Below are 22,553 nucleotides of genomic sequence, written 5' to 3' on the forward strand. Positions count from 1 at the left end.
ACCCGATATGAGCGACACTCTCGAGATCCTGTTGACGAACGACGACGGGATCGACAGCACGGGAATCCGGGCGCTTCACGACGCCCTCGCGGAGCACGCGAACGTCACCGTCGTCGCGCCAGCGAACGACCAGAGCGCCTGCGGCCGATCGATCTCCCACGCGGTCGACGTTCGGGAACACGAACTCGGCTACGCCGTCGAGGGCACGCCGGCCGACTGCGTCGTCGCCGGACTGGCCGAACTCGGTCCCGAACCGGACCTCGTCGTCGCGGGCTGTAACAGGGGCGCGAACCTCGGCGAGTACGTGCTCGGCCGGTCGGGGACGATCAGTGCGGCCGTCGAGGCGGCCTTCTTCGACGTGCCCGCGATCGCGACCTCGCTGTACGTCCCGCTGGGAGACATCACGTTCGACGAACTCGAGGTCGAGCCAGCCGACTTCGAGGAGGCGACCCGCGTCACCTCCTACCTCGCCGAACACGCCCTCGAGGCGGGGATCTTCGAGCACGCGGCCTACCTGAACGTCAACGTCCCCCTGCCGGACACGGATCCCGCACCGATCGAGATCACCCAGCCGTCGAAGCGCTACGAGATGGACGCCGAGCGAAACGGCGGCGCCGTCCACCTCACCGACCGGATCTGGGAGTCGATGGATCCCGAGACGATTCCGGATCCCGAGGGGACGGACCGACGGGCCGTCGCCGAGGGTCGGATCAGCATCTCGCCGCTGACGGCACCGCACTCGACGAACCACCACGAGGCGCTCGAGGCGCTGGCCGAGACGTACCTCGAGACGGTCACCGCGGCCAGCAGGTGAACTCGCCCCGGGACGTTCTCCGATACTGCTCGTAAATTCGGCGCGATCCGGAACTGTTTCTGTCTCCCACGTCCTCCCGTCCGTACGACACGCTCGAGAACCGATACTGGTGCTCGTGCCGGGACAGAACGCTCTGGGGCCACCGCGCAACGCCGACATCGACGGACCCCATCGGCCTCGCGAACCGGTTCGGTCGACTTGCGCCTCGCAAGGCCGTCGCTATTCGGCCGGGATCGCATGAGCACAAACCGAACTCGACAGCAGACCAAGTATATAACGGACCGAACACAAGTGCAAGGTAGACCGACGCTCAAGCAGCGATACTTACAGCGGAGGAGATCAACAGATGGTATTTAACACACTCTGGACACGGCTTTCGTCGCTCTGGTCAAAGGAGTCAGCCGACACTGACGACGCCGACCCCGGGGCCGAAACGGAGACAGAGCCCACCGAGGAGCAGCGAAACGAAACACTGAGCTACGCCGAACAGATCGAGTACGGCACGGACGATCGACAGCTCCCCGACGACGACAAGGTGTTGCGCCTGCTCGTCAAACGCGGGGGGCGCGTCGACGAATCGACGGTTCTCGAGGAGACCAACTGGTCGGAGGAACACCTGCGCGCGGTCGTCGAACAGATGGAAGACGACGATCAGGTCAGTGCGATCACGGTGGGACAGAAACGCGTGATCTGTCGGCGCGGGTTCGAGCCGAAGGGATACCGTTCTCACCTCAACGAGTAGTCGGAGTTCGGATCGTGTTCGAGACGCTTTTTGCCAGAGACATCTCCTCGCGCCTTCCGCTGGAGTGCGTCGCCCGGTGCTCGAATCGTTCGAACACGGTCTTCGGGCGAGATTCCCACCACCGGTGGCCAGGATCGATCGCGACCGGAGCGATTCGGCCGACGGCCGACTGTTGTAACCGCTACCGGTTACCTCTATACGGCAACACCTAACAAGCCCCGGGACGAATGTACTGATCATACGTTACAATGACCGATATCGGCGGATTCCAAGACAACGTCGCGCGCATCGACCTCAGCGAGGGCGAGGTAAACTACGAAGGTATCGACGAGGAGGACGCACGGAAGTATATCGGTGCGCGCGGACTGGGGGTAAAGTACGTTTTCGAGCAGGGAGCGGACGTCGATCCGCTCGGGCCGGACAACCTGCTGGCGTTCATGAACGGCCCGCTGTCGGGGACACAGGTGACGATGAGCGGTCGGATCGCCATCTGTACGAAGTCGCCACTGACCGGGACGGTCACGGACAGCCACCACGGCGGCTGGTCGGGCGCCCGACTGAAGTGGGCCGGGTTCGACGGCCTGCTGTTCGAGGGTGAGGCCGACGAACCGGTCTACGCCTTCGTCGAGGACGGCGAGGTCGAGCTTCGGGACGCCTCCCACCTCTGGGGCAAAGGCGTCCACGAGACCCGCGACACGATCGAGGAGGAGGTCGACGGCCAGTACGGCAAGAACCTCTCGATCATGGCGATCGGCGACGGCGGCGAGAACCAGGTCCGGTACGCCTGCATCATGAACGAGGACGACCGGGCCTCCGGTCGGGGCGGCACCGGCTGCGTCGCCGGTTCGAAGAACCTCAAGGCCGTCGTCATCAAGTCCAACACGAAGATGCCCCAGCCTGCCGACCCCGAGACGTTCAAGGAGGGCCACCAGCAGGCGATGCAGGCGATCACCGAGTCCGACGTCACCGCGCCCAACGAGGGCGGGCTCTCGATGTACGGCACCAACGTCCTGATGAACATCACCGAGGAGATGGACGGCCACCCGACCAAGAACGGCCGGTACACCTCGGCGATCTCCTACAACGACGCCGAACAGGGCGGGGAGAACGTTCTCGACGCCGAGCGCATCAGCGGCGAAAACGTCCGCGAGAACATCCTCGTCGACGAGCCGACCTGTCACTCCTGTCCCGTCGCCTGCAAGAAGGAAGTCGAGGTCGACGTGATGCACAAGGGCGAGGAGATGAACGTCCGGATGGAGTCGTTCGAGTACGAGTCCGCCTGGGCACTCGGCACGAACTCGCTGAACGACGACCGAGACAAGATCGCGGTGATGATCGACCGCTGTAACGACATGGGGATCGACACGATCGAGGCGGGCAACATCATGGCGATGGCGATGGACGCCACCGAAGAGGGCAAGCTCGACGACGTCGACGAGGGAATGGAGTGGGGCGACGCCGACGAGATGATCGAGATGATCGAGCGCATCGCCAACCGCGACGGCGAGCTTCCAGACCTGCTCGCGGAGGGCCAGGAGCGGTTCGCCGACGCGATCGACGCCCACGACTGCCGCCTCGACGTCAAGGGTCAGGCCATCGCGGCCTACGACCCCCGTTGCATGAAGGGAATGGGGATCGGCTACGCCACCTCGAACCGCGGCGCCTGCCACCTGCGCGGCTACACCCCTGCCGCCGAGATTCTGGGCATCCCCGAGAAGGTCGACCCCTACGAGTACGAGGGCAAGGGCGAACTCACCGCCGAGTTCCAGGACCTTCACGCCATCTCCGACTCGTTCGACATCTGCAAGTTCAACGCCTTCGCCGAGGGGATCGAGGAGTACGTCTCCCAGTACAACGGGATGACCGGCTTCGACGTCACCGAGGACGAGCTGATGGAGACCGGCGAGCGCATCTACAACCTCGAGCGGTACTACAACAACCTCGTCGGCTTCGACGGCGACGACGACTCCCTGCCCGAGGTCTTCCTCGAGGAGGGCGGCACGCCCGGCCAGGGCGCAAGCGAGGGCGAGTACTGCGAGCTCGAGGAGATGAAAGAGGAGTACTACGAGCACCGCGGCTGGGTCGACGGCGTCGTCCCCGACGAGAAACTCGAGGCGCTCGAGATCGAGATCGGTCCCGGCACCGGCGTCAGCGCCGGCGACAGTGCCGGTGCGGCACCGAGCGACGACTGAGACCGGTTCGCGTGCGGTGATTTTTTTGGTGGCGATCGTCCCGATGACCGAACCCGAACCTGAGCCCGGACCGCCGCGCCTCGCAGACCTCGACCAGTTAGCGTCCCGACTGCTCGAGCATGCCGCCGCCGAACTCGAGCCCGCCCGAACGACCCTCGAGCTGACCGGGTACGCCGACGGCGACTACGAGCTCCGGGCGTTCGAGACCGTCTCGATCCGCTCGGCTCCCGACGGCGACGGGGACGTCTGGGAGCGGGTCGAAATCAGGTACAACCGTCGGCTCGAGTGGATTCAACGCCGCCACTACTACGAAACCGATCAGGGATGTCTCGACGAAACGATCACCGACCTCGAGACGTATCCGGATCCGACGACCGCTGTCGACGAATGAACGCTCACAAACTCGGGACCGGACGGACCGGTTCGCGATCCGATCTGCCGGCGTCGATAGCGATGCAGTGAGCGAACGTCGATCCATTGCTCGGGACGTCTCTCGTGGAACGAATCTCCGCAAAGAATAGCGGCGGTCTCGAGGTGCTACCAGCGGTTAGCAGTAGTAGCTGTTCTTCACGTCGTCGACCTTCTCGCCGATCTTGTCGTCGACGTCGTCGTGCTTGTCGTCAACCTTCTCGTCGGCCTTGTCGTCGACGTCGTCGTGCTTGTCGTCAACCTTCTCGTCGGCCTTGTCGTTGACCTTCTCGTCGACGTCGTCAGCCTTGTCGTCAACCTTCTCGTCGGCCTTGTCGTCAGCCTTGTCGTCGACCTTCTCGTCAGCCTTTTCGTCGACCTTTTCGTCGACGTCGTCAGCCTTTTCGTCGACCTTTTCGTCGTTCTTGTCGTCAGCCTTTTCGTCGTTCTTGTCGTCAGCCTTTTCGTCGTTCTTGTCGTCAGCCTTTTCGTCGTTCTTGTCGTCAGCCTTTTCGTCGTTCTTGTCGGCCTTCTCATCGACGTCGTCGTGCTTGTCGTTGACCTTCTCGTCGACCTTCTCGTCGACGTCGTCAGCCTTCTCGTCGTTCTTGTCGTTGACCTTCTCGTCGACCTCTTCGTCAGCGCAGACTTTGTCGTTGGCCTTCTCATCGACGTCGTCGTGCTTGTCGTTGACCTCTTCGTCAGCCTTGTCGTCGGCCTTCTCGTCGACGTCGTCAGCTTTGTCGTCGGCCTTCTCGTCGACGTCGTCAGCCTTGTCGTCGGCCTTCTCGTCGACATCGTCAGCCTTGTCGTCGGCCTTCTCGTCGACGTCATCAGCCTTGTCGTCAACCTTCTCGTCGGCCTTGTCGTCGACGTCGTCAGCCTTGTCGTCAACCTTCTCGTCAGCCTCCTCGTCAGCCTTGTCGTCGGCTTTCTCTACCTCTTCTTTGTCGACGCCGTCGTCGACTTTCTCCTCCTCGTAGTCGTCATCGGTCGCAATCACGCCAGCACCGCTGACGATGGCCACCGCCATCATCAGCGCCATTACGAGCGCAATCGCACGTTTTGATATATTTACCATTGGTAGCTCTGCACACCCGAAGCGGCTATCGCCGCCATGCATCGGGTGCACGGGAACAGCTAACCAGAGACCGGATAGTAAGTATCTGCAAGCTACTCAGCTCCGCTCGAGAGAGAATCACCGCCGAAAACCCTAGATACTGCTTACGTGCCTGCCGGGATCCGTTCGTCGCGCCGAACTATTTGAATCATGATACTGTACACGTTCGGGACAGTTCCCGTGTGACGCCGAAATCGTAGCGAACACAGGTAACGCGACCGTCAGACGGAGAATGAGTCGTTTCGAAGCCTGACCTGTAGCCACCGACGACCTTCTTTCCCAGCTCTGCTGACGTGTAGTACTGTCATAGAGCGGAATCTATCGGTGAGATTCCCATTCGATCGGCGGTAGGGTTGGCGTACACAACGTACCCACCGATCGAGTCGGCTCGAGATAGGCCGAGCGCCGAGGGGGGTCCACCTGTATCACGAATGGATCGACCGGCGGATATCGGACTTGGTTCTCGACGATCGGTTCCCCCGAAAACGCGACTCACTCGACTCGAGAGCGGTACCCGTTCTCAGACGCGAACGAGTTCAGTCCGCGTCATCGTCGTCCGCCGGATCCTGGGGATCGGCAGGTGCACGGTAGACCGGTTCGTCGTCGTCCTCCGCTTCGGCGTCGGATTCTTCAGCGTCTTCCGTTTCCGTGTCTGTGTCGTCGGTGTCGGACTCCCCACCGTCTTCCTCCTCGGGCTCGGATTTCGTCGCATCCGATCCCGCTCTCTCGTCGGTATCCGGCTCTGCGGACGACTCGTCCTCGAGGACGATCTGCCCGCGGATCTCACCCTCGGGATGGGCCTCAGTAGCCACGCCGACGTAGATCTCTCGCTCGGCCAGCTTGGCTGCGACCCGCTCGAGATCGTGTCGCTCGAACGCCTCGAGTAACTCGTCGACGGTGAGAGTTCCCTCTGCGAGGATTCCGTCGAACCGTCCCTCGACGGAGTCGCCGTCTGCACCGGGGTAGAGCTGAACGAACGGCTCTCCGGACTCGCCGTCGGCTCCGTACCCGATATGTGCGTCCGTCGGATCACAGAGGTAGTCGACGTCGAGCACGTAGTGGACGGCTCGCTCCTCGAAGTCGACCTCGAACGTGGCGGTGCCGCTTGCCTCCGTCTCGACCTCCCGCGGAACGGACTCCGGCGTGAGCTCCGCAGCGAACGTCGTCGGAAGATCCTCGAGATCGGTTTCGTCGTCGGTATTCGCACCCGCAGTCCCCGCTGCGAGTCCGCTACCGATGGTTACACCTGTTGCCCGTAGCACCCATCGCCTGGATCGGAGATCATCAGTCATGTATAGCTGAACTACAGTAGCAGAGATATTTCTGCGAAACGCGATAAATCCATTTTACGTAAATATCTGAGTTTCAGGCTTTCTAATATTAACTGGTCGTAACTTACTCACCTATCGGCACGGCAGCCCCGAGGCGATTGATTTCCTGCTTGCGGGTCTGACACGGTCTTCGGCACTATAGCGAGGTTGGGAGCGCCCGGACGACTGAGTACGAACTCGGAGCCAGCCCTCGAGTCCGAGCGAGGGGAGCACGTCCCCGAAGCGATCGTTCATCGAGCCTCGAGAAACAGCCAGAACTATACGTTTTATAGCTGAGATGTATCCATGACGTCTCAAGGCCGTTGGAATCGACGACGAGTGCTGGTTTTGGCGGGCGGAATGTCGGCTCTCGCCGGGTGTAGTACGGACGAGGAGTCCGCGAACGGTTCGGAGTCAGAGTCGGACGACGGGAACGAAACCGACGGCGACGACGACGGAGAGGGTGTGGACGACGCGGAGACCGACGAACTCGAGGGCGAGACGGACGAGGATGGAGACGACGCCGAGGAAGAGGCAAGCGAAGACGAGGACGAGGATGATGCTGAAGCGGAGGAGGGGAGTGAAGACGAAGATGACACCGAGGCGGACGAGGACGGAGACGACCCCGAGGCGGAGTCGGAGTCGACGGACGAGGACGACGATTCGGCAGCGGAGGAACCCGAACTGTCGGAGTTCACCCTCCGGGTGATCGACGCCAACGGCGATCCGGCCGAAGCGATGCTCGTCGCCGGTGAGGGTGAGCCCCTGGACGCCGACGTTCCCCTCGAGTTCACGGGCGTGACGGGATCGGAGGGGTACCATCACAACCGGATCTACGAGAACGAGTACACGATCGAGATCGACCATCCCGACTACGAGGGGACCACGATCGAACACACCCACGACGGCCCGAGTGAGGTCACGGCCGAACTCGACGTCGAAGTAGACACCGACGAACCCGACGAGGACGCCAACCCGTCCGAGGACGAGGCGCCCGACCACGCGGAGCTCATCCTCCGAGCCGTCGACCTCGACGGCCAACCGGTCTCGGGCGCGGTCGTCAGCGGCGAAGGCGAACCCCACGAGGCCGACATCCCCCTCGAGTTTACCGGCCTCACCGGCGAGGACGGCTACCACCACAATCTGATCTACGAGAACGAGTACACGATCGAGGTCGATCACGACGACTACGAACCGACGACGGTCGAACACACCCACGACGGCGACAGCGAACTGACCGTCGAACTCGAGCTCGAGTGACTCACGGGCAAAATCCCGGTAGGGTTGTGTCACTTCACGAGTGAGTTCTTGAGATCGAACAGGCACGACTCCGTTCGGATATCTGGGCAACTGCACTCACGTCAACTGACGCCGATCCACTTTTGATATGGTGACTGGGACGGATGTAACGATCTCAAGACCTTTCTCGGACATTATCGCGATAGCTACAGCTTTGAGACGCAGCAGCGAGAACGATGCAAAGTCAACTGGCTATCGTTCTGGGATTGCTACTTGTTGCTTACCAGATGTTCTATGTAATCGCTGTTGAACTCACTCACAAAATCACGCGAGAGTTCTCTGAGATGGTTTCGTGACCGACGTTTCGCGTTCGGTTGTGTCTGCTCAAGTCGTATCTTCTTATAAAGGTCATGAAGCGCAACGTGATGGGTGTACGTCGGTGCGTCGTCTGATTCAATCGCAGAATGAAGAATCCAGACGAAGCCGTCAGTCGCGATCCCGACGATGGGACGGTCTTCAGCCATCGTCAGGTATTCAAAGGACTCTTTTCGGGCATTCGATATCTTCCCTGGCTTTTTGACTTCACCAAAATTCGTCACATCGAGATTGAGCGCCGTGAAATCAGGATAGCGCCGATCTAAGCCATTGAAACCAGTTGGTTGAAATCGAGGCCGGTATCCGAGAACTCGCAATACAGGGTCTACCAGCTCCTTCTCGATGAAGCGTTCAGGGTGTTGTTCGAGTTTCTGACCCTGTAAAATAGCACCGTCGAGAAGAACATCGGCTGCGTGATCTTCACCAGCTTGTTCGTTTAGAGAGCTAACAAACCGTTCGATGACACGAACAAAATTTTGCGCCCGTGCATCAGCTTGAACCTCACTTAGATCGCCTTGTAGCATTATAGAAGAATTTCAATTTCAATTAAATAAAATTGTTGGCAGCTGACTTCGTTGTGTGAAGTGATGGTCAGTGAAGATTCTCTCTGTCGAGATCACTCCCGAGATATTCCTACCCTCTACTCGTAATCTCACACATGAGCTGATTACCAAACACCGGTATAATGAAATGTCGTCTTCGCCGTCCTCTCAGTAGTCTTGAGCCTGCTCGCACTGCTGGTTGCGAGCGCCTTCCGCTGCAGCCAGCTGCTCGTCGCCGTCGAGATCGTCGTCAGACGGTCTCCACCTTCGTCTCGCATTGCTCGTTCAGCCACCTCGCGGTGTTCGTCGACCGAAAGCGTGTGATCGTAGTACGCCAGCCAGTCGTCAACCCCTGTCTCGAGCATGTGTACCGGTGGACAGTAGAACGCCGTAGAGAACGCAAGGCGGGAAGTAGAAGGTCTGAAGAAGTTAACGTCGCATGGACTCGCGGGGATTTGAACCCCGGGCCTTCCCCGTGCCAGGGGGATGATCTACCACTGATCTACGAGCCCTCTCTGCACTCCCTGTTTTCGCACACATCGGTATAAACCCCTCGATATCGGGTGACAGCGGCGGGGAAGGACACGGTACGTGATCTCCAGCCACGCCCCTCTTTCGATCGCAGTCGCCTCGAGCGCCGAATCGACGGCGGGCATCCGTGTGCATGATAAAAGATTAGGCAGATACTGCCATTGGATGTGAACGGGACCCATGAAAACGGCAATGCGGACCACGGACTTCCTCGACCGGGCCGTCGACCTCTACGACGACGTGACGGGGGTCGTTGCCCACGACGGGACGGAGTACACCTACGCGGAGGTGAACGAGCGGGTGAACCAACTGGCACATGCCCTCGAGGAGGGCGGCGTCGGCCAGGGTGACCGGGTGGCCTTGCTGGCGCCGAACACTCACTACTTCATCGAGACGCTGTACGCGACGAACAAGCTGGGCGCGGTGTTCGTCCCGCTGAACTATCGGCTGACCAGCGGCGAGTACGAGTACATCCTCGGGGACTGTGCGGCCAACACCCTGATCGCCGACTACGAGTACGCCGAGAAGATCGAGCCGATCCGCGACTCGATCCCGGCCGAGACGTTCGTCGGCTACCGCGCCGACGAGATCGAGGGGGAGTGGACCGACTACGAGGCGCTCCTCGAGGACCAGCCGACCGACGAACCCGACCGACCCGACATCGGCGAGGACGACGACGCCAGCATCAACTACACCTCGGGGACCACGGGCGATCCGAAAGGCGTCGTCCGCACCCACCGCACCGAACACTGGCACGCCCTCGTGCTCAACCAGCACATGGAGATCCGCGACGACGACACCTACCTCTGGACGCTGCCGATGTTCCACTGCAACGGCTGGGGGCACACGTACGCGATCACGGGTACCGGCGGGACCCACGTCTGCCAGCGCACCTTCGACGCCGAGGGCGTCTTGGACCGGGTCCGAGAGTACGACGTGACGTTCATGTGCGGTGCGCCGACGGTGCTGAACTCCCTCATCCAGTACCACGAAGAAAACGACGTCAAGACGGCCGGCGACCGCGATGTTCGGATCGCGACTGCAGGGAGCGCCCCCGCCACGGCGACCATCGAAACCGTCGAGGACGAGTTCGACTGGCGGATCATCCACATCTACGGCCTCACGGAGACTGCGCCGATCATCACGACGAGCAACTCGCCGCGACGGCTCGCCCAGCGCGGACGCGAACTCAAGGTCAAACAGGGCGCCGAGACGCTCTGTACGGACGTCAGGGTCGTCGACGAGGACGGCGAGGACGTTCCCCGCGACGGAGATACCATCGGCGAGATCGTCGTCCGGGGTAACCAGGTGATGGATCGCTACCTGAACAAACCTGATGCCACCGAACGAGCGTTCTCCGAGCGCCTCGAGGGGTACTTCCACACCGGCGACCTCGCGACGATCGACGGGGACGGGATGGTCGCGATCCAGGACCGCAAGAAGGACATCATCATCTCCGGCGGGGAGAACATCTCGAGCATCGAACTCGAGGACGTCCTCTACGACCACCCCGACGTCCAGAAGGCCGCGGTCATTCCGGTTCCGAGCGAGCAGTGGGGCGAGACGCCGAAGGCGCTGATCGTTCCTGGCGGGGACGCCGATCCGACGGTGGACGAAATCGTCGAGTTCGTCACCGACCGTTTGGCGGGCTACAAGAAGCCCACCAGCGTCGAGATCGTCGAGGATCTTCCCGAGACGGCGACGGGGAAGGTCCAGAAGTACGAGCTCCGCGAGGAGTACTGGGACGACGCCGAGCGCCGCGTCGGCCAGCAGTAGACCGAACGCGTTCGACTCGCGTTCCAACTTCCCCTTTCGCTCTCGACACCGATTGACCCATCCGCAAGGAGTATAATGAACGATGCTCAAGAATCTCGTATATGGAGGTTCCGCTCCTCGTAACCGACTTTCTCGACCGCGCACGGAAGTACTACGGCGACGAAGAGGCCGTCGTCGCGACGACGGGTGAACGCTACACCTACAACGGGTTCGGCGACCGCGCCGATCGGCTCTCCGCGGTACTCCAGGAGCGGGGCGTAGCGAAGGGCGATCGGGTGGCAGTACTCGACCCGAACACCCACTACCACCTCGAGTCGGCCTACGGGATCATGCAACTCGGCGCGATCCACACGCCGCTGAACTACCGGCTGACGCCCGACGACTACGCGTACATGCTGAACGACGCGGGCGTCGACGCCGTCGTCGCGGACTACGAGTACGCACATAAGATCGACGCCGTCCTCGACGAGGTGCCCACGGAGACGTTCATCGCGACCGACGCCGATGCCCTCGAGGACTGTGACGGCGAGTGGCTCGATTTCGAGGAGCTAATCGCCGAGGCCGACGCCGACTACGACCGCCCCGAGATGAGCGAGGACGACGTCATCACGATCAACTACACCTCGGGGACGACGGGCGACCCGAAGGGCGTCATGCGGACCCACCGGACCGAGTCGCTGCACGCCCAGCTGGTGACGATCCACCACGAGATCAGCGACGACGACGTCTACCTCTGGACGCTGCCGATGTTCCACGTCAACGGCTGGGGACACATTTACGCGATTACGGGGATGGGCGCGAAACACGTCTGTACGCGCGGCGCCGACGCCGAGGCGAACCTCCGGCAGATCCGCGAGGAGGACGTCTCCTTTCTCTGCTGTGCGCCGACCGTCCTCACCCTCTTCGAGGAGTACCTCGAGGAGGCCGACGTCCCGACGACCGGCGACGCGCCGATGCGGGTCACTGCAGCCGGCGCCGCCCCGCCCGAGAGCATCATCGAGACCGTCGAGACCGAGTTCGGCTGGCACTTCCGCCAGCTCTACGGCGCGACCGAAACCGGCCCGCTGATCGGCACCTCCGCGACCCGGCGGCTGATCGACGAAGAGAGCGAGGAGCGCTTCGCGCTGAAGAAGCGCCAGGGGATCGCCCCGCTGGCGACCGAGGTCGAGGTCGTCGACGACGACGGAACCGAAGTCCCCTGGGACGACGAGACGATCGGCGAGATCGTCGTCCGCGGTAATCAGGTCATGGACGGCTACTGGGAGAAACCCGAGGAGACCGAAGAGGCGTTCGACGACAAACGCGAGGGCTGGTTCCACACCGGCGATCTGGCCGTCGTCAACGAGGACGGCCTGATGGCGATCCAGGACCGCAAGAAGGACATCATCGTCTCGGGCGGGGAGAACATCTCGAGCATCGAACTCGAGGACACCCTCTTCGATCACCCCGACGTCGCCGACGTGGCGATCATCCCCGCGCCCAGCGAGAAGTGGGGCGAGACGCCGAAGGCGTTCGTCGTGCCCGCCAACGGCGACCCGGAGAACCCACCGGTCACCGCGGACGATCTGACGGCGTACACCCGTGAGCGGCTGGCGGGCTACAAGGTGGTTCACCGCGTCGAGTTCGTTGACGAACTGCCCAAGACCGCGACGGGCAAGATCCAGAAGTACGAACTCCGCGAACTGGAGTGGGAGGACGAGGAGTCGATGGTCGGACAGGGCTGACGGCAGGACGCAACCCTTTAGTCGCTGCTCCCGGTAGCGACGGTGGGAAGCGCACGGCCGCAAATCCGACTCGCTGTCCACCCTTTCGGGCAGCTTGGGATTGCGGAAGTGCACGGGCAGCCGGTGATCCGGCTGCCGAACACTCGAGCGGTCAGTGCGGTTCCTATCCTCACCAATGGCACGAATGCACACCCGCCGTCGTGGCTCGTCCGGATCGGACAAGCCGACGGCAGACGAACCGCCGGAGTGGAGCGACGTCGACGCGGACGACATCGAAGCCCGCGTCGTCGAACTGGCAGAGCAAGGTCACGATCCCAGCCAGATCGGGATCAAGCTGCGCGACGAGGGCGTCACGGGCACGCCCGTCCCGGACGTCAAGCTGGCGACCGGGAAGAAGGTCACCGAGATTCTCGAGGAGAACGACGCGAAAGCGGACCTCCCCGAGGACCTGCGTAGCCTGATGCAGCGCGCCGTACGCCTGCGCGAGCACATCCAGCAGAACCCACAGGACTACCAGAACAAGCGCGCCCTGCAAAACACCGAGTCGAAGGTCCGCCGTCTGGTCCACTACTACCGCGGCGACGAACTCGAGGCCGACTTCCAGTACTCCTACGACGTAGCGGTCGAGCTCCTCGAGGAGTAAGCGATGTCCACCGAGGGTCGAACCGCCGAGGCGACGCCAGCCCCCCTCGAGAGCGCCGGCTTCGTCCGGCTCGTCTCGAGCGCCGACGGTGACGCGCTCGCGGCGACCGGGCTGCTCGCGCGAGCGATCCGCGAGCACGGAACGCCGTTTCAGGTCACCGTCGGCCGCACCGTCGCCGAACGGACCGAACGGGCGACGATCGGCGAGCCCGAGGCCGACGACGCGACGATCGTCGTCGGCAGCGTCGACGCCGACCTCGAGGCGACCCGGCTCGCGGCGACCGACAGGGCCGCCACGCTCGAGGCCGCCGAACTCGTCCGCGAACTGGGCGAGTCGCCCGACCCGGTCCTCGCGCTCGCGGGGCTCGTCGCCGCCGGGAGCGAACCCGGCGCCGGCGAGAGCGAGTGGGTACTCGAGACCGCGCGCGACCGCGGTCTCGTCGATCGGCGAGCCGGAGTCGCGGTGCCGACCGCGGACCCGGTCGACGGTCTCGCACACTCGACGCGCGTTCGCGCCCCGTGGTCCGGCGACCCGGACGCGGTCCGCGACGCGTTTTCGGGACTCGAACTCCCCGAACCCGACGCGCTCGGGACCGACGACCACCGGGCAATCGGCTCGCTGGTCGCGCTCGATGCGGTCGGCGCCGAGGACACAGTCGAGGCGAGCGCTCGATCGATCGGGCGCGCGCTGAAGCCGTACGCGACGCCCGAGGGACCGTTCGCGACCGTCGGCGGCTACGCCGACGTGCTCGCGGCGACGGCTCGAACCGAACCCGGGACCGGCGTGGCGCTTGCGATGGGCCACGGCGTCGACCGGGCCGCACTCGAGGCCTGGCGGACCCACGGCCGACGCGCCCACGCGGCGCTCGACTCGGCGTCGGTCAGCCGACACGACGGCCTGTTCGTCCTCGGAATCGAGGACGGCCCCGTCGAGACGGTCGCCGAGATCGCCGTCGCCTACCGATCGCCGGAACCGACCGTGCTGGTCGTCGGCGACGGCGAAGCCGCGCTCGCGACTCGGACCGACGAGTCACTCGGCTCGACAGTCGAAGCGATCGCCAGGGCCCTCGAGGGCGACGTCGACGGCCTCGAGTACGACGACGGCCGGCGACGCGGCTACCTGCGGTACGACCCCGAGACGGACGACTCGACAATCATCGCGACGACGAGGGAGTTCAGATGACCCGACGAGCGACGATCCGGACGACCCACGACGATCCGGCGCTGATCGCACGCGCGATCGCACCGGACAACACCGCCGAGATGGAGACGACGGTCGACGACGGCGAGGGAGAGGCTCCCTCGAGCGACGACGCGGTCGTCACCCGGATCGAACGCGAGACGACATCGGGGCTGCAGTCGACGGTCGACGACTACGTCGTCAACCTCGCGGTCGCGATCGAGGTCGCACAGCACGCACACCCGACGGACACGGGCACTGTGTCCGATACCCCAGATAACACCAAACTATGAGTGAACGATCGGTTTCACGAACGAAACAGGAAAAGCGGTGGTACACCATCCTCGCGCCCGAGCAGTTCGATCGCAAGGAGCTCGGTGAGACCCCCGCCGACGAACCGGAGAAAGTCTACGACCGAACCATCGAAACGACGCTCGGCGAGATAACGAACAACGCCAGCGAGAACAACACGAAGCTGACCTTCAAGGTCACCGACGTCGGCAGCGACGCGGCGTACACGGAGTTCCAGGAGCACGCCCTGACCCGTGACTACCTGCGCTCGCTCGTTCGACGGGGCGCCTCGAAGGTCGAGGCCTACGTCACGGTCCTCACGACGGACGACTACCGCGTCCAGATCCAGCCCGTCGCGTTCACGACCAAGAAGGCCGACGCGAGCCAGGAGAAGGCCATCCGCGAGCAGATGGTCCAGATGATCGAGGAGGCCGCCGCCGAGCGAACCTTCGACGAACTCATCGACAGCATCGTCGAGGGACGGCTCTCCTCGGCGATCTACGGCGAGGCCAAGACGATCTACCCGCTGCGGCGCGTCGAGATCCAGAAGACGACCCTCGAGGCCCACCCCGAGGAAGTCGCCGAGGAGGAAGCGACCTCCGTCGACGTCGACGAGGAAGACGTCGCAGCCGAGAACTGACGCAACTCGCGAACCCGTTCGATCCCGATTTTTACGGCTGACCGTAGAACGAGTCGACGCCGTGATCGTCCCGCCAGGCGAACGCGAACAGCCGACGGGCCGGAAGTCGCTCGAGCCGTCGGCCGTCCGCAGCCGAACCGGTGGCGGCGTCCCACGCGGTCCCGTCGGCACGGATCGTTCCGTCGTCGGTCCTCTCGAACTCGAAACCCGGGTTCTCGAACGCGTGAATCCCCTCGCCGGTCGCGAGGACGACGATATCGGTTCCGCCGACGGTCTCGTGGACGACTCCACCCTCAGATTCCACCCGTGGCAGAGGGAATCCGCGCGCTTCGGAGCCGATCTCGAGACCGAGAACGACGGTCTTGGGGCCGAAGTCGGCGTGGTCCCAGGACCGTTCGTCGTCCGTTCCCCGGTGGGCCGCGAGGCCGAACCCGTCGCTCTCGAAATACCCCGCGTACGGGGCCTCATTGTAGTCGATCGGAGCCGGCTCGTCGCCGTCGCTCGCGGCTTCGCTCGTCGCGTTCTCGGGAGGCTGTAGCACCAGACCATCACGATAGCGCTCGCGAAACGACTTCAGAGAGAGGACCGCAGCCGGCCGAACCCGCAGCTCCCATCCCCGCAGCGGGCCGTCGATACACTCGCCGGACGACTGCTTCCACTCGGAACCAGTCTCGCGGTCGTACATCACCAGGTCGTCGTCGGCGAGCTTTCCGCTGACGCCGAACTCGAGGGTTCGATCGTCGACCGTTCGATCGTAGACGACGGCGCTCCCGCAGAGCGGACACCACGTGACCGCGATCGGGTCTCCGTCGACGGTGTCGTTGACAATCTCGTGGTAGTCCAGGACACGGACCGGGTACGCTTTCGGCGAGGAGGCCTCGACGACAACCACCTCGTCGTCGGGGTCGCCGACCCGTTCGATCCCGAACGTCGGCTCGTCGATACTCGGAATCGCGTCCCTCGGAATTACCTGACGGACGTTCATAGTCGAGCCCACGGTTCGTCGTGAGAAAAGAACCGAGTCACGCGGGCTACTCGACGACGACTTCGCCGATCATTCCGCCCTTGACGTGGGGTTCGCAGATGTAGGCGTACGTTCCGGCAACCTCGAAGGTGTGTTCGTACGTGTCCCGCGTTCCGAGCCGTCCGCCGCGGTACTCGTGCCAGGCGTCGATCGCCGTGTCCTCGTCCTCGTAGCCGCCGCTTGCGAAGTACGCGGCGTCGTCGGGGATCTGGTTCTCGAGGGCGGTGACGGTGTGATCGGCCCCGCTCGTGTTCTTCCAGACGACGGTTTCGCCAACGCTCGCGGTGTACGTCTCGGGGAGGAACTCGTTGCGGCTCATCCCGATGTCACACTCCTCGCCGGCACACGGGCCGTCGTCATCGTCGTCGAAGACGCTGAGGACGGACGAGCAACCGGCCAGGCTGGCCGAGGCGGCGGTCCCGACGGTGGCGAGGTAGACGCGCCGGTGCATACGCGAGCGTTAGGACGGTCACGGTATAACGGGCCCGGTTCGACTCTCGAGCCTGTCCTGTAGTGTCGAACACGTTCGGAGGCGGGCGTGACGCGGTCGACCGTCCGAACGGATTCGAGTCGGTCTCGCGTCTCGCCTGGTTCGATTCGACCGTCGATCAGATTAGTTCACCCCCTTCTGAAACGAAAACAGTAAGGTATCGGCCGCTCGAATCGAGGAGTATGCTTCCGCGGTTCGTCGGACGACTGGGGGTCGCGGACGCGGTGACGATCGCCAACGCGACGCTCGGCTTCGTCGCGATCGTCGTCGCGTTCGTCGACATCGAACTCGCGGCGCGGCTCATCCTGCTGGCGGCGATCGCCGACGGCCTCGATGGCCTGCTCGCGCGCCGGTACGGCGGGACCGAGGCAGGGCCCTACCTCGACTCGCTGGCCGACGTCTCCTCGTTCGCCGTCGCTCCGGCCGTCCTCGCGTTCGTCGTCGTCAGCGACGGGCTCGGACTGAGCTTCGACGCCGTTACTGCCGAGTTACTCGTGGTCACGGCGGTCTGTGCGCTGTTCGTCGCGATGGCCGTCACCCGACTGGGGCTGTACACTGCTTACGACACGACCGGCAGCTACACCGAAGGGGTCCAGACGACGCTGGCCGCGACGATCATCGGCGCCGCCATCCTCGCCGGCGACCCCGCCGACGCCCCCGTGCTCATCCTGGCGATCACGGCCGGCTTCACGTATCTGATGGTCTCGCGGATTCCGTATCCGGATCTGCTGGCTCGAGACGCCGCCATCATGGGGGTCGTCCACGCGCTGGCGATCCTCGTGCCGACAGCCGCCGGCCGAACCTTCCCCTACGCCCTGTTGACCCTTGGGATCGCGTACATGACGCTGAGTCCCTGGCTCTACTGGCGCCCCGAACCCCGTCCGGCCGAAACCGACGTGCATGGAAACGCTTAGGAACGTGCTGACACGACCTGTACGTATGAACGAAGTCACGCGTCGGTGTCGTCCCCGGGTGATTCCATGAGCGAGGACGAGGCGAACGGTGACGAGGAGCCGGCCGACGAGCCGGACGAGCAGGAAACGGCCGACGAGGAACCCGAAACAGAGGCGGCCGAAACCGAGGAGGAAGCGGAAGACCAGGCCAACGAAGAAGCCGAATCCGACGAAAACGGGACCGAGGAGGAGTCAGAGTCGGCTGAAGACCCAGAGGATGAAGAGGACGTAGGTGACGAAGCGGACGCAGAAGAGGAAGAAGGCAAAGCGGACGCAGACGACGAAGTGGACGAAGCGGACGCAGACGGCGAAGCGGACGCAGAAGACGAAAAAGATCTGGACGAAAATGCGAACGAACTCGAGGCGATCCGCGGTCAGCTCGCCGCCTTCGAGACCCAGATCGAGGAGTTCGAGGCCGAACTCGAGGCCGCCGAGACCGAGGACAACCTCGACGAGGTCGAGCCGAAACTCGAGGCGTTCCGCGAGGAGCTCGAGGGCCTCGAGATTCCCGAACCGCCCGAGGAGGACGAGGACGACGAAGACGAGGAAGAGGAAGACGTCGTCCACCCCGAGGAGGAGCTCCAGGACCGCTACGACGAGATCGAGGACGACCTCGACGACCTCGAGGACGATCTCGAGGACCAGCGCGGGCCCTACGCCGAGGACGTGATCGGCGAGATCAACGGCGTCGCCGGAACGATCACCGGCACCCGCTGGACGATCGAGGGCGAGGAGGAACTGATCGACCCCGTCGAGGCGTTCGTCGCGAAGACGAACGACCTGCTCGGGGCGTCCGTCACGGTTCCCGACGACCTCGAACCGACCGAGTGTGCCGAACTCCGCGAGGACGTTCCCGACGAGGACGAGGGCGTTCCCGAGCGGCTCGCGGCGACGCTCGAGGACGTCACCGACGCCGTCGAGGACGCCGATCTCGATCCCGACGAGGACGCCGAGACGATCGCCGCGCTGCTCGAGGCGACCGACGACCTCGAGGACGGCGTCGACGACGCCACCGAGTGGACCGATCTGAAGGTCCGCGAGCAGCTCCGCCGCGAGGGCTTTTACGACGTCCTCGACCACGTCAAGGACTTCCCGCCGGAGTGGCACGCCCTCAAAGTCCACGAGAAGCAGGGCAACGTCGAGATGATCCTGCTCGCACTNAGATGTGTATAAGAGACAGATCCTGCTCGCACTCGACTCCCTGGGATCGGAGTTCATGGAGGACCACTGCATGGAGGCCCTCGAGCGAATGGGTCGCGAGGAAGCCATCGAGCCGATGATCCAGAAGGCCAGCCGACGGGATACCAAGGCGATGAGCATCCTCGGGAAGATCGGCGCTGACGACGAACAGGTCGTTGACGCGCTGCTCGACTACGTCGACTCGAACATCCAGCTCCAGCGGCCTGCGTTCAGGGCCCTGGGCGAAATCGGCGCCGAGGACGCCGTCCAGCCGATCGCCGAGGAGCTCGCCACCAACGACGAGCCGGCCGTTCGCAGCAACGCCGCGCGTTCGCTCGGACTGATCGGTGACACGCGGGCGATCCAGCCGCTTTCGGACGTCCTCGAGGACGATGACGCCGACCGCGTCCGGGCCAGCGCCGCGTGGGCGCTCAACCAGATCGGCACGAAGGAGGCCCTCGAGGTCGTCGCGGACTACGCGGACGACCGCGCCTACCTCGTCCAGGCCGAGGCCGAGCGCGCCGACCTCGAGCCGGCTGCCTGATCATCACTCCTTCTCTCCGCAAGTTTATATCCGAGAGCGCGGCCAGGAGAGCCGATGGTCTCCAGGCGAGTCGCGCTCGTACTCTGCGCGACGGCCCTGCTCGGTACTCTCTTTGGAACCCCGCTCGCGGCGAGTCTCGGCGCTGCATCTCCCTCGTCGGGGCTCGACGGTCCGGACGCGACAGCCGAAGCTGACGAAGCCGACGGGCTCCGCTGTCCGCAACCGATCGACGCTACCGAAACGGGTGATGATCCTCGAATCATCGAGCTATATCCGAACCCAACGGCACACGGAAACGTCGGCGAGTACCTCGTCGTCGAGATCCCTTCGGAGACCGACCTCGAGGACTGGTCGCTCACTGACGGCCACACGACCGCGCACCTCCCGAACGAGACGGTGTCCGGACGGGTCGCGCTTACGACCGACCCCGAGGAAACCCGAGAACTGACCGACGATCCGGTCGTCGAACTCGAGGGAACGGTGCGACTCGCCACCGACGGGGACGACCTCGAGCTTCGAGACGGAAACCGAACGGTGGATACGGTGACGTACGACCGCGCGCCGACGGCCGAGCGGTGGTACCGGACGACTGAGACCGACGGCGGCGAGTCAGCCAACGTGACGCCCGCCGGTGGCGAGTGGTGGCCCCGCGGTGCGACCTGTGTCCCGACGTCGACCGTCGACGCCGACGAGGCGACCGCGTTCGTCCTTCCCGACAGCCCCGACATCCCGCAGGAGACGATCCGCGACGCGGACGATCGGCTCCTGGTAGCCGGCTACACGTTCACCGACGAGGACGTCGCCGACGACCTCGTCGCGGCCGCCGACCGGGGCGTCGACGTGGCAGTGTTGCTCGAGTCGGGACCCGTCGGCGGGACGCCCGATACGAGCGAGTCCGTCGTCGAGACGCTCGAGCGCGGCGGCGTCGACGTTCGATTCGTCGGCAGCGAGGGGGCACGCTACCGGTTTCACCACCCGAAGTACGCGGTCGCGGACGAGTCGGTCCTCGTAACGAGCGAGAACTGGAAGCCTGCGGGCGTCGGCGGCGAGTCGAGTCGCGGCTGGGGCGTCCGCCTCGCGGACGACGCGCTCGCGGACGAACTGGCCGAGATCTTTCGGGCGGACTTCGAGGGCTGGGACGCCAAGTCGGGAGCGAGCTTTCGGGAGGACGCTACGTTCGTCGAGGACGACGCCGCGCCGCCGCGGGAGTTCCCGATGAATCACGGAGCGGAGACCGTTTCGGTCGACGCCGCCGAACTCCTTCTCGCGCCGGAGAACGCCGAGCCGCGGCTGCTGGAGCTGCTCGACGGCGCCGACGACGAGATCCTCATCAAACAGGCCAGCATCGCCGACGACGTCTCCCTGCTCGAGGCGACGCTCGACGCAGCCCGGCGGGGCGTCGACGTCCGGATTCTGCTCGACTCGAGCTGGTACGTCGAGGACGAACACGAGACGCTGGCGGCCGACCTCGAGCGCACGGCCGACGAGGAGGAGTTATCACTCGAGGCCGAACTCGTCGAGGACACCGACGCCTTCGAGAAGATCCACGCGAAGGGGATCGTGATCGACCGCGAGGTCGCCGTCGTCGGGAGCGCGAACTGGAACGAGAACTCGCTGCAGAACAACCGCGAGGTGTTGCTCGCCCTGCACGGAACCGACGCGGCGGCGTACTACGCCGACGTCTTCGAGAGCGATCAGGCTGAGGACGACACCTGGTCGCTCCCGTTCGAACTCTCCGTCGCGGTCGTCGTCGCACTCGCGGTTGCGGCGGTCGTCGGTCACCGGTACGTGCGATTTGGCTCGGAGTAGTCCGATTCTCGTCCGAAACGGTCCGTCGTCGGGAACTCGCTAATCTGCCCGGGTGGGGACCTCGAGGTACTTACAGCAGTCGGCCTCGGGGTCGAAACAGTCCGGACACTCCTCGGGGCGGTCGATGATCGTGTCGAGTCGCTCTGCGACGGTGTCGTCGATCACCGCCTCGAGCGCGTGAGCCTCCTCGCGGAACTCCTCGACTTCGAGGACGTTCGCGAGAAACCGCTCAATGATACAGTAGGTCTGGAGGGCGTCGTGGGCACGCTCGAGCCCCTCGTCGGTCAGGCTGGCCCCCTTGTACTTCTCGTGTTCGACGAGGCCACGTTCCTCGAGCTTGCCGATCATCTCGTTGACGCTGGCCGGACTGACCTCGAGCAGGTCGGCGAGCGTGCCGGTCGAGGCTGGACCGTCGTCGATACGCTGTGCGAGGTAGATCGCCTTGAGATACTGGTCTGCGGTGTTCATCGCGTCCCTCCGTCGGTGTCGGTCCGGCTGCGATCCGTCGGTCGTCGATCGGTCTGGACGCCGATCATGCTCTGCGCTCCATAATCTCGGTTACTTCTTCGACGCCCTCCCGTTCCTCCTCGCGGATGTCGTACAGCGTCTCGAGGAGGCGATCGCGGTCGATGGCGAACTCGGCGTCGGAGGCCTCGACGGCCTCGATCAGGTCGTCGTAGAACTTGTAGGCGGTCTCCTCGTTGCAGAGCTGATCGTAGAGCACCCCGTCGGTATCCTCCGGGGGGCCGTACTGCGCGTCGACCAGGGCGTTGATCTCCTCGTAGGCGACCGTCTCGGCGTCGAGGTCGTCGACCAGCGTCTCGAGGCGCTCGCGATGCTCGGCCGACTCCTCGGCGGCTTCGGCGAGCAGCGCCCGCACCTCGTCGTCGATCGTCTCTCGTTCGTCGGCCGGCAGCGACTCGAGGTGGTGGGCGGCGCGCGACTCGACCACCTCCTCCAGAACGACCCCGATCTGGAGGAGTCGGGCGAGCTGGTGGTCGCTCGAGACGCGCTGTCCCAGACTCATA

The 22,553-nt window shown here is 64.1% G+C and carries 21 protein-coding genes, 1 tRNA gene and 1 pseudogene; 14 read left to right on the forward strand and 9 right to left on the reverse strand.

All coding sequences use genetic code 11. The features are described 5' to 3' along the window. Positions 1-7 precede the first annotated feature (7 nt). The 4 genes from surE (at position 8) to C491_RS02775 (ending at position 4,139) form a co-directional block, all read left to right on the forward strand. Positions 8-814 (forward strand): 5'/3'-nucleotidase SurE, encoded by an 807-nt coding sequence (gene surE, locus C491_RS02760; RefSeq protein WP_005553632.1) that lies wholly within the window; start codon positions 8-10, stop codon positions 812-814. 346 nt (positions 815-1,160) lie between these two features. Continuing rightward, the gene (locus tag C491_RS02765; protein ID WP_005553633.1) at positions 1,161-1,556 is read left to right on the forward strand and encodes a helix-turn-helix transcriptional regulator; all 396 of its coding nucleotides are present in this window, start codon (positions 1,161-1,163) and stop codon (positions 1,554-1,556) included. 248 nt (positions 1,557-1,804) lie between these two features. Further along, positions 1,805-3,748 carry an aldehyde ferredoxin oxidoreductase family protein gene (locus tag C491_RS02770; protein WP_005553634.1) on the forward strand — a complete coding sequence of 648 codons (1,944 nt, stop codon included), beginning with the start codon at positions 1,805-1,807 and terminating at the stop codon, positions 3,746-3,748. 43 nt (positions 3,749-3,791) lie between these two features. Further along, positions 3,792-4,139, forward strand: a complete 348-nt coding sequence (locus C491_RS02775; protein ID WP_049891450.1) for a hypothetical protein — start codon at positions 3,792-3,794, stop codon at positions 4,137-4,139. A gap of 156 nt (positions 4,140-4,295) precedes the next feature. Here the strand turns inward: C491_RS02775 and C491_RS02780 are convergent, their stop codons facing one another. Both C491_RS02780 and C491_RS02785 read right to left on the reverse strand, forming a co-directional pair. Next, positions 4,296-5,201, reverse strand: coding sequence for a hypothetical protein (locus C491_RS02780; RefSeq protein WP_005553638.1), 906 nt, complete (start codon positions 5,199-5,201; stop codon positions 4,296-4,298). A gap of 611 nt (positions 5,202-5,812) precedes the next feature. Continuing rightward, entirely contained in the window at positions 5,813-6,568 is a 756-nt protein-coding gene (locus C491_RS02785; protein ID WP_049891398.1) for a CHRD domain-containing protein, read from the reverse strand. Between the two features lie 378 nt (positions 6,569-6,946). Here C491_RS02785 and C491_RS02790 point away from each other — a divergent pair, with 378 nt between their 5' ends. Beyond that, positions 6,947-7,846 carry a peptidase associated/transthyretin-like domain-containing protein gene (locus tag C491_RS02790; RefSeq protein WP_005553642.1) on the forward strand — a complete coding sequence of 300 codons (900 nt, stop codon included), beginning with the start codon at positions 6,947-6,949 and terminating at the stop codon, positions 7,844-7,846. A 248-nt stretch (positions 7,847-8,094) separates the two neighbouring features. On the opposite strand, the gene C491_RS22385 is transcribed toward C491_RS02790, so the two are convergent. The 3 genes from C491_RS22385 to C491_RS02805 form a co-directional block, all read right to left on the reverse strand. Then, a complete protein-coding gene (locus C491_RS22385) occupies positions 8,095-8,724 on the reverse strand; it encodes a hypothetical protein (protein ID WP_152421269.1) in 630 nt (209 codons plus the stop codon). 143 nt (positions 8,725-8,867) lie between these two features. Next, a complete protein-coding gene (locus tag C491_RS02800) occupies positions 8,868-9,107 on the reverse strand; it encodes a hypothetical protein (protein ID WP_005553644.1) in 240 nt (79 codons plus the stop codon). 75 nt (positions 9,108-9,182) lie between these two features. Next, a tRNA-Ala gene (locus C491_RS02805) sits at positions 9,183-9,254 on the reverse strand. A gap of 199 nt (positions 9,255-9,453) precedes the next feature. On the opposite strand from C491_RS02805, the gene C491_RS02810 reads away from it, so the two are divergent. The 6 genes from C491_RS02810 (at position 9,454) to C491_RS02835 (ending at position 15,526) form a co-directional block, all read left to right on the forward strand. Continuing rightward, positions 9,454-11,049, forward strand: a complete 1,596-nt coding sequence (locus tag C491_RS02810) for a long-chain-fatty-acid--CoA ligase (protein WP_049891400.1) — start codon at positions 9,454-9,456, stop codon at positions 11,047-11,049. Between the two features lie 101 nt (positions 11,050-11,150). After that, positions 11,151-12,773 carry a long-chain-fatty-acid--CoA ligase gene (locus tag C491_RS02815; protein WP_005553647.1) on the forward strand — a complete coding sequence of 541 codons (1,623 nt, stop codon included), beginning with the start codon at positions 11,151-11,153 and terminating at the stop codon, positions 12,771-12,773. 175 nt (positions 12,774-12,948) lie between these two features. Next, the gene (locus C491_RS02820) at positions 12,949-13,416 is read left to right on the forward strand and encodes a 30S ribosomal protein S15 (RefSeq protein WP_005553648.1); all 468 of its coding nucleotides are present in this window, start codon (positions 12,949-12,951) and stop codon (positions 13,414-13,416) included. A gap of 3 nt (positions 13,417-13,419) precedes the next feature. Then, positions 13,420-14,598, forward strand: a complete 1,179-nt coding sequence (locus C491_RS02825) for a hypothetical protein (protein WP_005553649.1) — start codon at positions 13,420-13,422, stop codon at positions 14,596-14,598. Continuing rightward, entirely contained in the window at positions 14,595-14,888 is a 294-nt protein-coding gene (locus tag C491_RS02830; RefSeq protein ID WP_005553650.1) for a KEOPS complex subunit Pcc1, read from the forward strand. Before C491_RS02825 ends, C491_RS02830 begins: the two co-directional genes overlap by 4 nt. Continuing rightward, complete coding sequence (locus C491_RS02835) at positions 14,885-15,526, forward strand: 30S ribosomal protein S3ae (RefSeq protein ID WP_005553651.1); 642 nt, start codon at positions 14,885-14,887, stop codon at positions 15,524-15,526. The genes C491_RS02830 and C491_RS02835 overlap by 4 nt, the downstream gene beginning before the upstream one ends. Positions 15,527-15,557: 31 nt before the next feature. Here C491_RS02835 and C491_RS02840 read toward each other — a convergent pair whose 3' ends face one another. Both C491_RS02840 and C491_RS02845 read right to left on the reverse strand, forming a co-directional pair. Then, complete coding sequence (locus C491_RS02840; RefSeq protein WP_005553652.1) at positions 15,558-16,511, reverse strand: DUF3179 domain-containing protein; 954 nt, start codon at positions 16,509-16,511, stop codon at positions 15,558-15,560. 46 nt (positions 16,512-16,557) lie between these two features. Next, positions 16,558-17,001: a cupredoxin domain-containing protein gene (locus C491_RS02845; protein ID WP_005553654.1), complete on the reverse strand. Its 444-nt coding sequence runs from the start codon at positions 16,999-17,001 to the stop codon at positions 16,558-16,560. 221 nt (positions 17,002-17,222) lie between these two features. On the opposite strand from C491_RS02845, the gene C491_RS02850 reads away from it, so the two are divergent. The 3 genes and pseudogenes from C491_RS02850 (at position 17,223) to C491_RS02860 (ending at position 21,525) form a co-directional block, all read left to right on the forward strand. Then, on the forward strand, positions 17,223-17,954 hold the full coding sequence (locus C491_RS02850; protein WP_005553656.1) for a protein sorting system archaetidylserine synthase: 732 nt from the start codon (positions 17,223-17,225) through the stop codon (positions 17,952-17,954). 324 nt (positions 17,955-18,278) lie between these two features. Then, positions 18,279-19,716: pseudogene (locus C491_RS02855) on the forward strand (HEAT repeat domain-containing protein). A gap of 54 nt (positions 19,717-19,770) precedes the next feature. Then, positions 19,771-21,525, forward strand: a complete 1,755-nt coding sequence (locus tag C491_RS02860) for a phospholipase D-like domain-containing protein (RefSeq protein ID WP_005553657.1) — start codon at positions 19,771-19,773, stop codon at positions 21,523-21,525. Between the two features lie 39 nt (positions 21,526-21,564). On the opposite strand, the gene C491_RS02865 is transcribed toward C491_RS02860, so the two are convergent. Next, positions 21,565-21,993, reverse strand: coding sequence for a metal-dependent transcriptional regulator (locus C491_RS02865; protein WP_005553659.1), 429 nt, complete (start codon positions 21,991-21,993; stop codon positions 21,565-21,567). A gap of 64 nt (positions 21,994-22,057) precedes the next feature. Then, the gene (locus tag C491_RS02870) at positions 22,058-22,552 is read right to left on the reverse strand and encodes a hypothetical protein (RefSeq protein ID WP_005553660.1); all 495 of its coding nucleotides are present in this window, start codon (positions 22,550-22,552) and stop codon (positions 22,058-22,060) included. Position 22,553 lies beyond the last annotated feature (1 nt).

Origin of the sequence: Natronococcus amylolyticus DSM 10524 (assembly GCF_000337675.1) — an archaeon.
Lineage (GTDB): Archaea > Halobacteriota > Halobacteria > Halobacteriales > Natrialbaceae > Natronococcus > Natronococcus amylolyticus.

Excerpts from the sequence above, each read along its gene's own strand:
- surE (WP_005553632.1), top strand. The coding sequence starts at position 8 with ATGAGCGACACTCTCGAGATCCTGTTGACGAACGACGACGGGATCGAC.
- C491_RS02765 (WP_005553633.1), top strand. The coding sequence starts at position 1,161 with ATGGTATTTAACACACTCTGGACACGGCTTTCGTCGCTCTGGTCAAAG.
- C491_RS02770 (WP_005553634.1), top strand. The coding sequence starts at position 1,805 with ATGACCGATATCGGCGGATTCCAAGACAACGTCGCGCGCATCGACCTC.
- C491_RS02775 (WP_049891450.1), top strand. The coding sequence starts at position 3,792 with ATGACCGAACCCGAACCTGAGCCCGGACCGCCGCGCCTCGCAGACCTC.
- C491_RS02780 (WP_005553638.1), bottom strand. The coding sequence starts at position 5,201 with ATGGCGCTGATGATGGCGGTGGCCATCGTCAGCGGTGCTGGCGTGATT.
- C491_RS02785 (WP_049891398.1), bottom strand. The coding sequence starts at position 6,568 with ATGACTGATGATCTCCGATCCAGGCGATGGGTGCTACGGGCAACAGGT.
- C491_RS02790 (WP_005553642.1), top strand. The coding sequence starts at position 6,947 with ATGTCGGCTCTCGCCGGGTGTAGTACGGACGAGGAGTCCGCGAACGGT.
- C491_RS22385 (WP_152421269.1), bottom strand. The coding sequence starts at position 8,724 with ATGCTACAAGGCGATCTAAGTGAGGTTCAAGCTGATGCACGGGCGCAA.
- C491_RS02800 (WP_005553644.1), bottom strand. The coding sequence starts at position 9,107 with ATGCTCGAGACAGGGGTTGACGACTGGCTGGCGTACTACGATCACACG.
- C491_RS02810 (WP_049891400.1), top strand. The coding sequence starts at position 9,454 with ATGAAAACGGCAATGCGGACCACGGACTTCCTCGACCGGGCCGTCGAC.
- C491_RS02815 (WP_005553647.1), top strand. The coding sequence starts at position 11,151 with ATGGAGGTTCCGCTCCTCGTAACCGACTTTCTCGACCGCGCACGGAAG.
- C491_RS02820 (WP_005553648.1), top strand. The coding sequence starts at position 12,949 with ATGGCACGAATGCACACCCGCCGTCGTGGCTCGTCCGGATCGGACAAG.
- C491_RS02825 (WP_005553649.1), top strand. The coding sequence starts at position 13,420 with ATGTCCACCGAGGGTCGAACCGCCGAGGCGACGCCAGCCCCCCTCGAG.
- C491_RS02830 (WP_005553650.1), top strand. The coding sequence starts at position 14,595 with ATGACCCGACGAGCGACGATCCGGACGACCCACGACGATCCGGCGCTG.
- C491_RS02835 (WP_005553651.1), top strand. The coding sequence starts at position 14,885 with ATGAGTGAACGATCGGTTTCACGAACGAAACAGGAAAAGCGGTGGTAC.
- C491_RS02840 (WP_005553652.1), bottom strand. The coding sequence starts at position 16,511 with ATGAACGTCCGTCAGGTAATTCCGAGGGACGCGATTCCGAGTATCGAC.
- C491_RS02845 (WP_005553654.1), bottom strand. The coding sequence starts at position 17,001 with ATGCACCGGCGCGTCTACCTCGCCACCGTCGGGACCGCCGCCTCGGCC.
- C491_RS02850 (WP_005553656.1), top strand. The coding sequence starts at position 17,223 with ATGCTTCCGCGGTTCGTCGGACGACTGGGGGTCGCGGACGCGGTGACG.
- C491_RS02860 (WP_005553657.1), top strand. The coding sequence starts at position 19,771 with ATGGTCTCCAGGCGAGTCGCGCTCGTACTCTGCGCGACGGCCCTGCTC.
- C491_RS02865 (WP_005553659.1), bottom strand. The coding sequence starts at position 21,993 with ATGAACACCGCAGACCAGTATCTCAAGGCGATCTACCTCGCACAGCGT.
- C491_RS02870 (WP_005553660.1), bottom strand. The coding sequence starts at position 22,552 with ATGAGTCTGGGACAGCGCGTCTCGAGCGACCACCAGCTCGCCCGACTC.